Raw genomic sequence first — 14,124 nt, forward strand, 5'->3', positions numbered from 1 at the left:
TCCAGCACCATGGCCCTGCCGCGGCTGAAGCGGCGGCGCGAGTTCCTGCGCGTCGGCAGCGGCGGCAAGCGTGCCGCCCGGTCCAGCCTGGGGTTGCAGGCCCTACCCGGTACGGGCGGGCCGCTGCGGGTGGGCTTCACCGCCACCAAGAAGCTGGGCAATGCCGTGGTGCGCAACCGCGCCAAGCGGCGGCTGCGCGCGGCTGCCCAGGATGTCCTGGGCGGAGCGCCGCCCGAAGGCTGGGACCTCGTGCTTCTCGGGCGCGACGGTACGGCCAGGCGGCCCTATGCCTTATTGCTCGCCGATCTCCGTGGGGCGTTGCGCCAGGCCGGCGTTCTGCCCGGCGGTTCCGGCGACCATGCCCGGCCCCGGCCATCGGCGCCCGCCCGCGACTTCGCGGAGCCGCCGGCATGACACCCGCTGCCGGGGCGCTCACCGTGGCCGTGCATGCCTACCGCTACGGCCTGCGGCCGATCATCGGCAGCCATTGCCGCTTCCACCCGCATTGCAGCGACTTCGCACTGGAAGCGCTGGCCACGCACGGCGGCGCCCGCGGCGCCTGGCTGACGGCCCGGCGCATCCTGCGCTGCCACCCCTGGAACCCGGGCGGCTGGGATCCCGTGCCCCCCGCCCGCGAGAATGATTGAACCATGGACAACAAGCGACTGCTCCTGGCGATCGCGATCTCCGTCGCCATCCTGTTGGGCTTCGAGCTGTGGAAGCGTCCCGGCGTGCAGCAGCAGCAGCAGGCGCAGCAGCAGGCCCAGACGGCACCCACCATGCCGCTGCCGCCCGGCACCGCCTCGCCCGCGCCGACCGCCAACAACGAGTCGCCGGCCCGTGCTGCGGCCGAACACCTGCCGATCGACACGCCGCGCCTGTCCGGCAGCCTGAACCTGCGCGGTGCGCGGCTCGACGACCTCGTGCTGAAGAACTACCGCGAAACGGTGGCGCCGAACTCGCCGCTGGTGCGCATCTTCGCGCCCCGCGAGGAGCTGGCGCCCTATTACGCGCAGTGGGGCTGGACCGCGACGGACGGCCGCACCCGCGTGCCCGACGGTGACACGGACTGGACGGTGCAGGGCGCGGGTCCGCTCGGCCCGGACCGGCCGGTGACGCTGCGCTGGGACAACGGACAGGGCCAGGTCTTCGAGATCGGGCTGTCGGTGGACAGCAACTACATGTTCACCGCCGAGCAGCGCGTCATCAACAGCGCCGCCGAGCCGGTGCAGGTGCTGCCCTGGAGCCGCGTGCGCCGCGAGCGCACCCCCACCACCGCCGGCTACTACATCCTGCACGAGGGTTTCGTCGGCGTGCTCGACGGTCGCCTGCAGGAAGAGAAGTACGCCGCCGCCAAGGATGCCGCCGCCAAGGCGCAGGGCGGTGCCGCCGGCACGGCGCTGGAGCAGGAAACCACCGGCGGCTGGGCCGGCTTCACCGACAAGTACTGGCTGGCGGCCATCGCGCCGACGGACCAGTCCGTGCGCATGCGCGCCGCCTTCCGCCACACGGCGGAAGCCGGGCTGCCCGCCGCCGCGGCCGATCGCTGGCAGGTGGATTTCGCCGCCCCCGCGCCGATCCAGGCCGCGAGCGGCGCCACGGCCACTTTCTCCACGCGCCTCTTCGCCGGCGCCAAGGAAGTGCGGACGCTGGACGCCTATCGCGACGGGCTGGGCATCACCAATTTCGACAAGGCCATCGACTTCGGCTGGTTCTACTTCCTGACCAAGCCGTTCTTCTACGCGATCGACTGGCTGTTCCAGGTGTTCGGCAATTTCGGCATCGCCATCCTGATCTTCACGGTGGCGCTGAAGGCGCTGTTCTTCCCGCTGGCCAGCAAGGCCTACAAGTCCATGGCGCGGATGAAGAATCTCGCGCCCAAGATGCAGGAGATCAAGGAGCGCAACAAGGACGACCCGGCCAAGGCGCAGCAGGAGATGATGGGCCTGTACAAGACGGAGAAGATCAACCCGGCTTCCGGCTGCCTGCCCATCCTGATCCAGATCCCGGTCTTCTTCGCACTCTACAAGGTGCTGTTCGTCACCATCGAGATGCGGCAGGCGCCCTTCTTCGGCTGGATCCGCGACCTCAGCGCGCCGGACCCGACCAACCTGTTCACGCTGTTCGGCCTGATCCCCTGGACGCCGCCCGAGTTCCTGCACATGCCGGCCTGGGCGATCATCATGGGCATCACGATGTTCGTCCAGTTCAAGCTGAACCCGACGCCGCCCGATCCCGTGCAGGCCAAGCTCTTCGCCTTTATGCCGCTGATCTTCACCTTCATGCTGGCGAGCTTCCCGGCCGGGCTGGTGATCTACTGGAGCTGGAACAACCTGCTCTCGGTGGCGCAGCAGTACTACATCTCCCGTCACGAGCGGGCAGAGCGCAAGCAGACCAAGGCCTTGGCGTCGACGTGACGCCGGGGACGATGACGCCCGACGAGGAGCAGGCGGCGGCGCTGGAAGCCGGCCGGCTGCTCTTTGCCCGGCCGTGCGAATTCTTCTTCGCCGCGCAGCAGATCGACAAGCTGCCGCCATCCAGCCTGCCGGAGGTGGCGTTCTGCGGCCGATCCAACGTCGGCAAGTCGTCGCTGGTGAACGCGTTGACCGGGCAGAAGACCCTGGCCCGCGTGTCCAACACGCCCGGCCGCACGAAGCAGCTGAACTTCTTCGACCTGGGCGGGCGGCTGGTGCTGGTGGACATGCCCGGCTACGGCTACGCCCAGGCGTCCAAGGCGGTAAAGGCGGACTGGCAGGGGCTGATGTTCGACTACCTGCGCGGCCGCCCGAACCTGCGCCGCGTGATCCTGCTGATGGATGCCCGCATCGAGACCAAGGCGTCCGACCTCGCCGCCATGGACCTGCTGGGCGAGGCCGCGGTGCCGTTCCAGCTGGTGCTAACCAAGGCGGATGACGCCAAGGCCTACTGGCTGAACAAGCGGCAGGAGGAGATGGCGGCCTTCGTGAAGAAGCGCACCGCCGCGCATCCCACGGTGATCACCACCTCCAGCGAGAACGGGCTGGGCATCCCGGAGCTGCGCGCCGAGATCGCCGCCCTGGCTGCCCCGCCGGACACCGCGCCGGCGACCTGACCACCCGTCGCGCGGGCTGCCGCTGCGGCGCCGCGGGTTGACCCATCCCGCCGCCGCCCCTACAGCCCGCCCGCCCGCCTTCCGGACAGGGAACCGCCCGGTGAACGACGACTCGCCCGCAGAATCGGAACTCCGCATGGAGATCCTGTCCGGCGCGCTGCCCTTCCTGAAGCGCTACGACGACCAGATCGTGGTGGTGAAGTATGGCGGCCACGCCATGGGCGAGGAGGAGGCCGCCGGCCGCTTCGGCCGCGATGTCGCCCTGCTGGAACAGGTCGGCATCAACCCCGTGGTGGTGCATGGCGGCGGGCCGCAGATCAACGCCATGCTCAAGCGGCTGAACGTGCAGTCCACCTTCGTGCAGGGGCTGCGGGTCACCGACGCCCAGATGGTGGACGTGGTCGAGATGGTTCTGGCCGGCAGCGTCAACAAGCAGGTCGCCGACGCCATCACCCGTGCCGGCGCCCTGGCCGTGGGCATCAGCGGCAAGGATGGCGGGCTGATCACCGCCCGCAAGGCGACGCGCACGGTGCGCGACCCCGGCAGCAACCTGGAACAGGTGCTCGACCTCGGCTTCGTGGGCGAGCCGGCCCGGGTGGATACGCGGGTGCTGCGGCTGCTGATCGGCGCCGACATCGTGCCGGTCGTGGCACCGCTGGGCGTGGACGAGCGCGGTCAGACCTACAACATCAACGCCGACACCGTGGCGGGCGCTATTGCCGGGGCCCTGCGCGCCGCGCGGCTGCTGATGCTGACGGACGTGCCGGGCGTGCTGGACGGCGACAAGCAGCTGATCCCGGAAATGACGGTGGCCGAGGTCCGCGCCGGCATCGCGAACGGCATGATCTCGGGCGGCATGATCCCCAAGGTGGAAACCTGCATCGCCGCGATCGAGGGCGGCGTGGAAGGGGCGGTGATCCTGGATGGGCGCGTGCCGCATGCCGTGCTGGCGGAACTCTTCACCGAGTCCGGCCCGGGTACGCTGATCAAGCCCTGACAGGCAACGCCCGGCGCGGCCCGGTGGGCTGGCCACGCCGCCGTGTTGCGCCTACGCCGCTGCGGCCCGGCCCAGCGTGCCTCAGCCGTGGCGCAGCAGGTCGATCTGCCAGCGCATTTCCTCCTCGCTCATCGGCCAACCGTCGCCGCCAGCAAGGACCTGCCCGGCCACGGAGGCCTGCAGGCGCGCGGCGGCTTGCGGCGACAGTCCGGCCTGCCAGCACAGGCTGACCAGGGCCTTGTTGTTGCGCTGCTGGAAGGCGCGTGTCACTCCCTGCGGCTTCAGTCCGGTGCGCCTGGCCAGCACAGTGATGCAGTCATCCACCAGGTTGTGCGCCAGTGCCCGCACGAACCCGTCCTCGCCGACGGCGGCCGGCAGTTCGGGCGGTTGCAGCCGTTCCGCCAGACGGCGATGCAGCTCCTCCGCGAGTTCCGGGCCGAGATCGGTCCGGGCCGCCAGCACGCGCAGCAGTTCCTCCGCTACGAAGCCCGCCAGGGCGCGGGCGGCGGGCGCCGTCAGCCGGGGCCGTTCCACCAAGGCGAGGTGCCAGGTGCTACGCTCCGCCGCGCGCAGCACCAGCGCATCCAGCGTGGCTTCCCGGATCGCCGCGGACGTGTTGGCGAGCAGCGCGCCGATGGCCGCATCATCCGCGCTGGCAGCGATGGCATCCGACAGCACTTCGCTGAGGGCCGGACGTCGGGCGATGGCAGCGAGGGTTTCCGGCTGAGGCGGCGCGGCCACCAGCGCCAGGAGGTCGGCCTCGCTCAGCAGCGGCGACAGGCGCAGGATCGGCTCGGCCACGGACATCCGCAGGTCGCGCGCGAGCTGCAGGATCAGCCCGCGCGGCGCCACCGGCATCTCGGCCACGATCTCGGCGATGGTGGCACGCACGCATTCCGCCTGGTCGTTCACCAGCAGCGTCAGCGTTTCCCAGGTTTGCCGGCGCAGCCGGTCCAGCGTCTCCCCGTCCAGCTCCGGCGCCATCGCGGCGATCTTGGCCGCCAGCACCTTGCGGACCCGGGCATCCTCGTCCTGCGCCAGGATGCGGTCGGCCATGGCGGGGGTGGCGAGGTTGGCCGCCACCGCCACCCGCACGCTGCGCGCCGGGTCATTGGCCAGGAAGAACAGCAGCTCCGGCGCGGTTTCCCGGCGTGAGGCGACCACGGTGCGCGACGCCTCGTCCCCGCAGGGGTTGAGGTCGCGTCCCGGCAGAACTCCGTGCCGGAGACTCAACCCACCGTCTCCGGCACCGGAGGGAAAGGCGAGGACGGGTCGATGACCCAGCAACCTGGGCCACGGCGCTTGGCCGCGTACATGGCGGTGTCGGCCCGGGCCAGCAGGCTGGCAGGGGCGTCCGCCCGACCCGGCCCGGCCAGGGCGATGCCGATGCTCATCGATAGGGGCCGGGCGCCCGGCGCGACGATGTCGGCCAGCCCCCGCGCGACCTCGTGCAGCAGGCCCTCGGCGCGCAGGCCCGACGCGGTGGCGTCCACACCGTCCAGCCAGAGCGCGAACTCGTCGCCGCCGAAGCGCGCCGCGAGGTCCCCAAGGCGAACCCCGTCGCGCAGAATCACGCCCACCCGACGCAGCACGGCGTCGCCCATCTCGTGTCCCAGCAGGTCGTTGACCGGCTTGAAGTTGTCGAGATCCACGAAGAACACCGCTCCCAGGGGGCCCGGGCGCTCCAGGCGGCGGTCGAGGTCGAACAGGAAGGCGCGGCGGTTCAGCAGCCCGGTCAGCGGGTCGGTGCGCGCCTGGTGCTCCAGCTCCCGCTGCTGCGCCTCGTTGGCCAGCAGGGCGCGCAGCAGCTCGCCGGTGGAGCGCAGCAGGTCCTCGTCGTCGGCGTCCCAGGGGCGGGACTCCATGGGGCGCCACGCGGCGAGCAGCGTGGCTTGGCCGTTCTGGGCCCCGTGCGGCAGCAGCGCCAGCGGCTGGCCGTCCAGCAGCAGGAAGCGGTCTTCGCGCAGCGTTTCCAACCCCGGCGGCAAGGGGCCTGGCTGCCCCGCGGCGTGCAGCACCGTCGGCGACATCCGGGGATCGATGCTCAGCACGGCCACGCCGTGGCACCCCAGGGCCGGCAGCATGGCACGCAGCGCGGCCTGCAGGCGGTCGCCGGGCGAGCGCTCCTCCCGCACGCGGCGGACCAAGTGATCCAGCGCCGCCGAGCGGCGCAACGCGGCCGCGGCGGCTTCGGCCTGCGCCTCTTCCCGGGACACGTCGCCCCCCGCACCGCGCAGCCCCACCGCCTCGCCCTGCGCATCCCGCAACGGCGCGAGATTGACGCGGAAGCAGCGGCGGCTGCCATCCGCACCCCGGACCCAGGCGGTCAGCCCGCGCGCGGCGCGGTCGAAGGGCAGGGGCCCCGGCGTTTCCAGCAAGGCCGCCAGCGGCTGCCCGAGCAGGGAGGTCGCGGGGCGTCCCAGCAGGGGGTCGGGCGCCAGGAAGGTCAGCCGCCCCAGCTCGTCAGCCTCGAACAACAGGTCGGCCGCCAGGGTGGCGAGGTCGCGCCAGCGGACGCGCGATTCCAGCAGCGCCGCGTGCAGTGGCCGGGCCAGCGCCGGGCTGGCATTCGGGGGCAGGAGGTCGGTGCCGTCCATCCTCGCCTTCATGCCGCGCCGCCGATGAAGGTCCGGTGAACGCGGCCGGCGTTCCGGCGACGTTGACAGCATCCCGACCGCGATGTGACACGGGCCGGCCACCGCCAGGACCCCCGGGACATGGACCAATCCGCGCTGCGATCCACCATTGAGGGCCTCTGGGAGCGCCGCGCCGAGCTGTCCCCGGCCACCGCCGGCGCCGAGCGCGCCGCGGTGGAGGAATCGCTGGAACTGCTCGACTCCGGCCGTGCCCGCGTCGCCGAGCCGGACGGGCAGGGCGGCTGGTGGGTCAACCAGTGGCTCAAGCAGGCCGTGCTGCTCAGCTTCCGGTTGGAAGACAACACCCAGCGTGCGGCCGAGGGCGCCGGGGCCTGGGACAAGGTGCCGTTGAAGTGGCAGGGCTGGAACGCCGACCATTTCACCGCCGCCGGCTTCCGGGCGGTGCCCGGCGCTGTGGCGCGCCGTTCCGCCTTTATCGCGCCCAACGTGATCCTGATGCCCAGCTTCGTGAACGTGGGCGCCTATGTGGACAGCGGCACCATGGTGGACACCTGGGCTACGATCGGTTCCTGCGCCCAGATCGGGAAGAACTGCCACATCTCCGGCGGCGTCGGCATTGGCGGCGTGCTGGAGCCGCTGCAGGCCAACCCCGTGGTGATCGAGGACGACTGCTTCGTCGGCGCCCGCTCCGAGGTGGCGGAGGGCGTGATCGTCGGCCAGGGTTCCGTGCTGAGCATGGGTGTGTTCCTGGGCGCTTCCACCAAGATCATCGACCGCGCCACGGGCGAGGTCTTCACCGGCCGCGTACCGCCCTTTTCCGTGGTGGTGCCCGGCAGCCTGCCCGGCCGCGCCCTGCCGGACGGCACCCCTGGCCCTTCGCTGTACTGCGCCGTGATCGTGAAGCGGGTGGACGCCCGCACGCGCGAGAAGACTTCCATCAACGACCTGCTGCGCGACTGAGCCGCGCCCCCGCATGGACCCGCTGCCGCTCGCCCAGGCCCTGATCCGCTGCCGCTCCGTCACCCCGCGGGATGACGGCGCGATGGCGGTGCTGGAGGCGGCGCTGGAACCGCTGGGCTTCGCCTGCACCCGGCTGCGCTTCAACGAGACCGAGAACCTCTTTGCCCGGCGCGGCGCGGCGGGGCCGCATCTCTGCTTCGCCGGCCATGTGGACGTGGTGCCGCCCGGCGGCGAGGAGCGAGCCGACGGCTCCTTTGCCGGCTGGCGGCACGATCCCTTCGCGGCAACCGTGGAGGACGGGGTGCTCTTTGGCCGCGGCGCCACCGACATGAAGGGTGGCGTGGCGGCCATGGTGGCGGCCGCCGCGGCGCCGCAAGCGCGCGGCAGCCTCAGCTTCCTGATCACCGGCGACGAGGAAGGGCCTGCCCGCGACGGCACGGTACGCGTGCTGGACTGGATGGCCACCCACGGACACGTCCCCGACATGTGCCTGGTGGGCGAACCCACCTCCACCGCGCGGCTGGGCGACACGATCAAGATTGGCCGCCGCGGCAGCCTGAACGCCGCCATCACCGTGCACGGCACCCAGGGCCACGTCGCCTACCCGCAGCGCGCCGACAACCCCGTGCACCGGATGATCCGCGCCCTCGGCCGGCTCACGGCGGCGCCGTTGGACGAGGGCACGGAATGGTTCCAGCCCTCCTCGCTGCAGGTGACCGGGATCGATGTCGGCAATCCCGCCACCAACGTCATCCCCGCGGCCGCAAGGGCCGGGCTGAACATCCGCTTCAACGACCTCCACACGGCGGCCAGCCTGGAAGTCCTGCTGCGCGAAGCCCTGGCCGCGGAGGCACCCCGGCACGACCTGTCCCTGGACTGTTCCGGCGAGGCCTTCCTGACCCGCCCCGGTCCCTTCGTGGACGCGCTGCGCCGGGCCGTGCGCGCCATCACCGGGGAAGAGCCGCGCCTGGACACCGGCGGCGGCACCTCCGATGCCCGCTTCGTGGCGCGCTACTGCCCGGTGGCGGAACTGGGCGCCGTCGGCACCACCATGCACCAGCTGGACGAGCGCACCCCCGTGGCGGAACTGCGCGCCCTGGCGACGCTCTACGCCGCCGTGGTGGCGGAGTGCCTGGGCTGAACGCTCCCGCGCCGCCCGATCCGGCTTCGCCGGCAGAACCGACGCTGGCGGTGCAGCTGGTCTGCGGCCTGCGCGCGACGCTGCTGCTGATGCGCGGGCGGGTCGAGGGGCTGCTCTTCGCCTCCTTGTCGCGCAGCGGCGCGGCGCGTTCCTTCTGGGCGGCGGCGATCTGCCTGCCCATTTTCGTGCTGCTGCGCCTGTCGGATCCCACCCTGGCGGAGGGCGACCCGACCCGTCGCTGGATCGCGGAACTGGCCGCCTACGCCGCCGCCTGGAGCGGGTTCGCGCTGGCGTCCCAACGGCTCGCCGCCGCCTGGGGCCGCGCGCCGCTCTGGCCGCGCTTCCTGGCGGCCTGGAACTGGATGAGCCTGGGCCAGTACGCACTGCTCGTGCTGATCAGCCTGATCCCCGACGGCCCGGTGGCCAATGCCGCGCAGCTCGCCGTGTTCGGCTACGTGCTGTGGCTGGAGTGGTTCGTGGCGCGCATCGGGCTGCGGCTGCACAAGGGGCCGGCGCTGGTCGTGGTGGCACTGGACCTCGTGATCAGCCTGTTGCTCAACGGCACCGTGGACGCGCTGGCCCGCGGCCTCCCGCGCTGACCCGACGGCATCGCCGTCAGCACCACTCCGGTGCGGGCTCGTAGCGCACCGCGGTCAGGCACAGCCCCTGCGCCGGCGCGGTTTGCCCGGCGCGGCCGCGGTCGCGCGCGTCCAGCACGGCGCGCGGCCATTCCACCGGTTGCCGCCCCAGCCCCACCTGCGCCAGCGTGCCCACCAGGTTGCGTACCTGGTGGTGCAGGAAGGAGCGCGCTTCCGCGATGATCTCGATCTCGGGGCCGAAGCGGCTGACATCCAGCCGGTCCAGCGTGCGCAGCGCGTCCTTGGCCTGGCAGGAACTCGCCCGGAAGGAGGAGAAGTCGTGCCGCCCCAGCAAGGTCTGCGCCGCCGCGTGCATCGCCGCCGCGTCCAGCGGCCGCGGCACGTGCCAGACCCGCCCGAAATCCAGCGCCGCTCGCGCCTGCCGGTTCAGGATGCGGTAGCGGTAGGCGCGCCCCGTAGCGGAGAAGCGGGCGTTCCACCCCTCCGGCGCGCGGGCGGCGGCCACCACTGCCACGGGGTGCGGCAGCAGGTGAAAGTTCAGCGCCTCGCGCAGCCGCCCCGGCGGCAGGTCGGCGGCCACCTCCAGCTGCACCACCTGGCCCACGGCGTGCACCCCGGCATCGGTGCGGCCCGCCGCCGTGGTGCTGGCCACGCGGTCGTGGTTCAGCGCGCCCGCGGCTTCCTCGATCACCTGCTGGATCGACAGCGCGTTCTCCTGCCGCTGCCAGCCCGCGAAGGGGCTGCCGTCGTATTCCACCAGCAGGGCGTAGGACGGCATCCGGCTCAGCCCAGCACGGTGCCGGCGGGCAGGGGGCGGCCGCGCAGGAACTCCGCCGCCTCCATGGCGCCGCGGCCGGCCCGTTGCAGCCGCAGCAAGGTCAGCGCGGTGCCGTTGCCGCAGGCCACCCGCGGCGTCCCGTCCAGCACCGTGCCCGGCGCGGCCCCGGGCTCGCCCGCCGCGGGAATGGCGGCCAGCAGGCGGATCGTGTCCTCGCCCAGGCGGAACTGCGCCCCGGGCCAGGGAGTCATGGCCCGGACGCGGCGGTCCAGCGCCGCGGCGTCCTTCCGCCAGTCCAGGACGGCATCGGCCTTGCTCAGCTTCGGGGCATAGGTGACGCCGGCCTCGGGCTGCGGCACCGGGGCGGGCGCCTCGTCCAGCGCCCGCAGGATCAGCCGTGCGCCGATCTCGGCCAGCCGGTCATGCACCGCGGCGGTGGTGTCGCGCGGGTCGATCGGCGTGCTTTCCGCCAGCAGCATCGGGCCGGTGTCCAGCCCGGCCTCCATCTGCATGATGGTGACGCCCGTCTCGGCATCGCCGGCCAGCACGGCGGCGTGGATCGGCGCCGCCCCGCGCCAGCGCGGCAGCAGCGAGGCGTGGATGTTCAGGCAGCCCCGGCGCGGCGCGTCCAGCATGGGCTGCGGCAGGATCAGCCCGTAGGCCGCCACCACCGCCGCCTCCAGTTCCAGCGCCGCGAAGGCGGCATGCTCGGCTTCGTCGCGCTTCACCCGGGCGGGGGTGCGGACGGGCAGGCCGAGTTCCAGCGCGGCGCGATGCACGGGGCAGGGGGTTTCGCGTTGCCCGCGCCCGGCCGGGCGAGGCGGCTGGCAGTACACCGCCGCGACCTCATGCCCCGCGGCCACCAGCGCCTGCAGCGCCGGCACCGCGAAATCCGGACTTCCCATGAAGGCCAGGCGCATGGGGGCGCTCAGTCCTCGTCCCGCTCGCGCGCCTTGTTCTTCTGGTCCTTCAGGAACTTGCGCGTCAGCATGTTGCGCTTCAGCGGGGTCAGGTGGTCCAGGAACAGCACGCCGTCGAGGTGGTCGATCTCGTGCTGCAGGCAGGTGGCCAGCAGCCCTTCCGCCACCAGCTCGTGCTTCGCGCCTTCCAGGTCGCGCCAGCGCACCTTCACCCGCTCCGGCCGCTCCACATCGGCGTAAAGGCCGGGAATGGACAGGCAGCCTTCCTCGCGCGTGGCCAGCTCGCGCGAGCGTTCCACGATCTCGGGGTTCACCAGCACCATCGGCTCCGGCTTCTCGTCCGGCTGCAGGTCCACCACGGCCAGCCGCAGCAGCTCGCCCACCTGCGGCGCGGCGAGGCCGATGCCGGGGGCCTCGTACATCGCGGCCAGCATGCGCGGCGCCAGGGCGCGCACGGCGTCGCCGTCGCCCTCCGCAACGGGACGGGCCTTGGCGCGCAACCGGGCATCGGGCAGCAGCAGGATCGGGATCAGGGGGGCGTCGGTCGCCATAGGGAGGCATCTAGGGTACCGGCCCCCGCACTGGCAACGGTGCGCCTCCCGCCGCCCCGGACATGGCCGCCCTGCGGGGGCGTGGGCAGGGAAGCGTTGGGTCAGGGACACCGCGGCTGCCGTACGGCCGGGCCGCCGTGGCGCAGCGCCCCGTGGAAACCCGAGAGGACCAAAGGGCCGGTGCGGCCGGCACCTCCTCGCGTCTAACCCCTTGCATCCGCTGGCCGTGGCCCCGACCTATGACGGGCGTTCCGGTGCTTCGGGCCGGGCGCAGGTCTCGCTCACACGAGGAGGCACCATCCGTGTCGCGTCCATCCGTTTTCGGCTCACCGCTGTTTCTCGGCTTCGACCATCTCGAGCAGATGCTCGACCGGGTGCAGAAGAACGCCGACGGCTACCCACCCTACAACATCGAGCAGATCGCATCCGACCGGTTGCGCATCACGCTCGCGGTCGCCGGGTTTTCCATGGACGATCTCCAGATCACCCAGGAAGATAACCAGCTCGTGATCCGCGGCCGTTCGCGCGACGAGGGCGAGGGCCGTATCTTCCTGCATCGCGGCATCGCCGCCCGGCAGTTCCAGCGCGCCTTCGTGCTGGCCGAGGGCATCGAGGTCGAGGGCGCCTGGCTCGACAACGGGTTGTTGCACGTCGACCTCCGCCGCCCGCAGCCGGAAACCCGGGTCCGCACGATCCGGATCAACGGCGCGGGCCGACCGGTCGTGGACGGCGAAACCTGAACCCCTGCGCCGGGACGGCGTTGCATCCTTGAACGGGTGACCTTGCCGCGTCGCGGGAGGGCACCCCTGGGGGAGTTTTCAGACCCATGAACCAGACCAACGAACAGCCGCCCCTGCGCGGCCTTTCCCCGGCTGACTGGGCCAGCTTCGGCCTGGAACAGATCGCCTATGTCCGCCCGGTGGTGGTGGACGGGGTGCAGGCCGTGGCGATCCACTCCGCCGACGGGACGCCGATCGGCGCGGCCCCGACCCTGGACCTCGCGGTGGCGGCCATCATCCAGCACGAGATGGAGCCGGCCCGGCTCCACTGAGGAGAGCCGGCCCGGCCGGGGCGGCCATGCCGGTCCGGCCGCCGGCCGGTCCTTACTGCGCCGCGAGGCTACGCTGCAGCCGCGCGATGGCGCCGGGCAGCCCACGAACCGTCAACACCCGGCCGGTCTCGTTGTAGTCTTCCGACAGTACCCGGGCGCTCTCGTAGACTTCGCCGATCAGGCCCTGCTTGGCGTAGGGCAGGGTCAGCACGTCCTCCACCATCGCCGCCTCGAAGAAGGCGATGATGGTGTCGCGCAGGGCGCTGACATCCTCGGGTGCATGCGCGGACAGCATGATGGCGTCCGGGTGCTTTTCCGCCAGCGCGGCGCGCGCCGCGGCATCCACCCGGTCCATCTTGTTCAGCACCAGGCGCGACGGCACCACCTCCGCCCCGATCTCCCGCAGCACGCTGCGGCTGACCTCCAGCTGCGCCTCGTAGGTTGGGTCCGAGGCGTCCACCACGTAGAGCAGCAGCGACGCTTCCAGCGCTTCCGTCAGGGTGGAGCGGAAAGAGGCCACGAGGTCGTGCGGCAGCTGCTTGATGAAGCCCACCGTGTCGGACACCAGGATGCGCGGCCGGGTTTCCGGCTGCAGGATGCGCACGGTGGTGTCGAGCGTGGCGAAGAGCTTGTCCTCCACCAGCACTTGGCTGCCGGTCAGCGCCCGCATCAGCGACGACTTGCCGGCATTGGTGTAGCCCACCAGGGCGACCCGCAACTGGTCGCGCCGGGCGGCGCGACGGTTGTCGCTGTCGCGCTGCACCGCTTCCAGCTGTTCCTTCAACTCGGCCAGGCGGTCGCGGATCTTGCGGCGGTCCAGGTCGAGGTTGCTTTCGCCGGCGCCCGGTCCCTGCTGCCGCCCGCCCCCGGTGGCGGATTCGCGCAGGCGCGGCGCGACATACTTCAGCCGCGCCATCTCGACCTGCAGCTTGGCTTCGCGGGTATTGGCGTGACGGTGGAAGATCTCGACGATCACGCCCGTGCGGTCCAACACCTGCGCGCCGGTGGCGCGTTCCAGATTGCGGATCTGGCTGGGCGAAAGCTCGTGGTCCACGATCACGAATTCCGGCCGGGGAGCCGCTTCCTCCTCGGGCTCAGCCTCGGGCGAGCTGTCCGCCGCGCCTTCGAAGCGCTGCCGCGCCTTGGAACGTGGCGGCGGCGCCATACTGCCGACCACGCCGGTGCCGCCGGTCAGCGCCGCCAGTTCCGCCAACTTGCCGCTGCCCAGCAGCGCCCCGGCGCCTGTGCCTTCGCGCCGTTGCGACACCGTGCCCACCACCTCGTAGCCGAGCGTCTTCACCAGCCGGCCGAGTTCTTCCAGGCTGGCTTCGTGCGCGACGTCATCGACGTCCGGTGTCTGGATGCCCACGAGAACGGCACGCGGGGTGGCTGGTCTGGTCTCCATGCCGGCGGCTCTAGCACGGATCGGCCCGCAGCGC

16 protein-coding genes are annotated in these 14,124 nt (G+C 72.0%); 10 read left to right on the forward strand and 6 right to left on the reverse strand.

All coding sequences use genetic code 11. The features are described 5' to 3' along the window. The first annotated feature begins 9 nt into the window (after positions 1-9). The 5 genes from rnpA (at position 10) to argB (ending at position 4,088) form a co-directional block, all read left to right on the forward strand. Entirely contained in the window at positions 10-414 is a 405-nt protein-coding gene (gene rnpA, locus ACLIBK_RS00980; RefSeq protein WP_415385338.1) for a ribonuclease P protein component, read from the forward strand. Continuing rightward, complete coding sequence (gene yidD, locus ACLIBK_RS00985; RefSeq protein WP_415385339.1) at positions 411-647, forward strand: membrane protein insertion efficiency factor YidD; 237 nt, start codon at positions 411-413, stop codon at positions 645-647. The genes rnpA and yidD overlap by 4 nt, the downstream gene beginning before the upstream one ends. Positions 648-650: 3 nt before the next feature. Beyond that, positions 651-2,417, forward strand: a complete 1,767-nt coding sequence (gene yidC, locus ACLIBK_RS00990) for a membrane protein insertase YidC (RefSeq protein ID WP_415385340.1) — start codon at positions 651-653, stop codon at positions 2,415-2,417. 11 nt (positions 2,418-2,428) lie between these two features. After that, positions 2,429-3,091, forward strand: coding sequence for a ribosome biogenesis GTP-binding protein YihA/YsxC (gene yihA, locus ACLIBK_RS00995; protein WP_415385341.1), 663 nt, complete (start codon positions 2,429-2,431; stop codon positions 3,089-3,091). A gap of 136 nt (positions 3,092-3,227) precedes the next feature. Continuing rightward, complete coding sequence (argB, locus tag ACLIBK_RS01000; RefSeq protein WP_415385557.1) at positions 3,228-4,088, forward strand: acetylglutamate kinase; 861 nt, start codon at positions 3,228-3,230, stop codon at positions 4,086-4,088. 81 nt (positions 4,089-4,169) lie between these two features. On the opposite strand, the gene ACLIBK_RS01005 is transcribed toward argB, so the two are convergent. Continuing rightward, complete coding sequence (locus ACLIBK_RS01005; RefSeq protein WP_415385342.1) at positions 4,170-5,321, reverse strand: DUF2336 domain-containing protein; 1,152 nt, start codon at positions 5,319-5,321, stop codon at positions 4,170-4,172. After that, the gene (locus ACLIBK_RS01010; protein ID WP_415385343.1) at positions 5,318-6,685 is read right to left on the reverse strand and encodes a diguanylate cyclase domain-containing protein; all 1,368 of its coding nucleotides are present in this window, start codon (positions 6,683-6,685) and stop codon (positions 5,318-5,320) included. The genes ACLIBK_RS01005 and ACLIBK_RS01010 overlap by 4 nt, the downstream gene beginning before the upstream one ends. A 120-nt stretch (positions 6,686-6,805) precedes the next feature. On the opposite strand from ACLIBK_RS01010, the gene dapD reads away from it, so the two are divergent. The 3 genes from dapD to ACLIBK_RS01025 are packed head-to-tail and all read left to right on the forward strand — an operon-like array spanning position 6,806 to position 9,385. Then, entirely contained in the window at positions 6,806-7,645 is an 840-nt protein-coding gene (gene dapD / locus ACLIBK_RS01015; protein ID WP_415385344.1) for a 2,3,4,5-tetrahydropyridine-2,6-dicarboxylate N-succinyltransferase, read from the forward strand. A 13-nt stretch (positions 7,646-7,658) separates the two neighbouring features. Then, positions 7,659-8,786: a succinyl-diaminopimelate desuccinylase gene (gene dapE / locus ACLIBK_RS01020; protein WP_415385345.1), complete on the forward strand. Its 1,128-nt coding sequence runs from the start codon at positions 7,659-7,661 to the stop codon at positions 8,784-8,786. Between the two features lie 50 nt (positions 8,787-8,836). Beyond that, complete coding sequence (locus tag ACLIBK_RS01025) at positions 8,837-9,385, forward strand: hypothetical protein (RefSeq protein ID WP_415385346.1); 549 nt, start codon at positions 8,837-8,839, stop codon at positions 9,383-9,385. 16 nt (positions 9,386-9,401) lie between these two features. Here the strand turns inward: ACLIBK_RS01025 and truA are convergent, their stop codons facing one another. From truA to def, 3 genes are read right to left on the reverse strand one after another with little or no spacing between them, the layout of a single operon-like run. Further along, positions 9,402-10,163 (reverse strand): tRNA pseudouridine(38-40) synthase TruA, encoded by a 762-nt coding sequence (truA, locus tag ACLIBK_RS01030; protein ID WP_415385347.1) that lies wholly within the window; start codon positions 10,161-10,163, stop codon positions 9,402-9,404. Positions 10,164-10,168: 5 nt separating this feature from the next. Further along, positions 10,169-11,083 (reverse strand): methionyl-tRNA formyltransferase, encoded by a 915-nt coding sequence (gene fmt / locus ACLIBK_RS01035; protein ID WP_415385348.1) that lies wholly within the window; start codon positions 11,081-11,083, stop codon positions 10,169-10,171. 8 nt (positions 11,084-11,091) lie between these two features. Next, a complete protein-coding gene (gene def / locus ACLIBK_RS01040; RefSeq protein WP_415385349.1) occupies positions 11,092-11,634 on the reverse strand; it encodes a peptide deformylase in 543 nt (180 codons plus the stop codon). 362 nt (positions 11,635-11,996) lie between these two features. Here def and ACLIBK_RS01045 point away from each other — a divergent pair, with 362 nt between their 5' ends. Then, positions 11,997-12,374: an Hsp20 family protein gene (locus ACLIBK_RS01045; protein ID WP_415385558.1), complete on the forward strand. Its 378-nt coding sequence runs from the start codon at positions 11,997-11,999 to the stop codon at positions 12,372-12,374. A gap of 86 nt (positions 12,375-12,460) precedes the next feature. Further along, complete coding sequence (locus ACLIBK_RS01050) at positions 12,461-12,685, forward strand: DUF1150 family protein (RefSeq protein WP_415385350.1); 225 nt, start codon at positions 12,461-12,463, stop codon at positions 12,683-12,685. Positions 12,686-12,737: 52 nt separating this feature from the next. Here ACLIBK_RS01050 and hflX read toward each other — a convergent pair whose 3' ends face one another. Then, positions 12,738-14,090 (reverse strand): GTPase HflX, encoded by a 1,353-nt coding sequence (gene hflX / locus ACLIBK_RS01055; RefSeq protein WP_415385351.1) that lies wholly within the window; start codon positions 14,088-14,090, stop codon positions 12,738-12,740. Positions 14,091-14,124 lie beyond the last annotated feature (34 nt).

Origin of the sequence: Roseomonas sp. BN140053, from assembly GCF_047690175.1 — a bacterium.
Lineage (GTDB): Bacteria > Pseudomonadota > Alphaproteobacteria > Acetobacterales > Acetobacteraceae > Roseomonas.

Coding starts and splice junctions, on each gene's coding strand:
- argB (WP_415385557.1), top strand. CDS start 3,228: ATGGAGATCCTGTCCGGCGCGCTGCCCTTCCTGAAGCGCTACGACGAC.
- fmt (WP_415385348.1), bottom strand. CDS start 11,083: ATGCGCCTGGCCTTCATGGGAAGTCCGGATTTCGCGGTGCCGGCGCTG.
- dapD (WP_415385344.1), top strand. CDS start 6,806: ATGGACCAATCCGCGCTGCGATCCACCATTGAGGGCCTCTGGGAGCGC.
- yidC (WP_415385340.1), top strand. CDS start 651: ATGGACAACAAGCGACTGCTCCTGGCGATCGCGATCTCCGTCGCCATC.
- hflX (WP_415385351.1), bottom strand. CDS start 14,090: ATGGAGACCAGACCAGCCACCCCGCGTGCCGTTCTCGTGGGCATCCAG.
- ACLIBK_RS01045 (WP_415385558.1), top strand. CDS start 11,997: ATGCTCGACCGGGTGCAGAAGAACGCCGACGGCTACCCACCCTACAAC.
- truA (WP_415385347.1), bottom strand. CDS start 10,163: ATGCCGTCCTACGCCCTGCTGGTGGAATACGACGGCAGCCCCTTCGCG.
- def (WP_415385349.1), bottom strand. CDS start 11,634: ATGGCGACCGACGCCCCCCTGATCCCGATCCTGCTGCTGCCCGATGCC.
- dapE (WP_415385345.1), top strand. CDS start 7,659: ATGGACCCGCTGCCGCTCGCCCAGGCCCTGATCCGCTGCCGCTCCGTC.
- yihA (WP_415385341.1), top strand. CDS start 2,429: ATGACGCCCGACGAGGAGCAGGCGGCGGCGCTGGAAGCCGGCCGGCTG.
- rnpA (WP_415385338.1), top strand. CDS start 10: ATGGCCCTGCCGCGGCTGAAGCGGCGGCGCGAGTTCCTGCGCGTCGGC.
- ACLIBK_RS01050 (WP_415385350.1), top strand. CDS start 12,461: ATGAACCAGACCAACGAACAGCCGCCCCTGCGCGGCCTTTCCCCGGCT.
- ACLIBK_RS01010 (WP_415385343.1), bottom strand. CDS start 6,685: ATGGACGGCACCGACCTCCTGCCCCCGAATGCCAGCCCGGCGCTGGCC.
- yidD (WP_415385339.1), top strand. CDS start 411: ATGACACCCGCTGCCGGGGCGCTCACCGTGGCCGTGCATGCCTACCGC.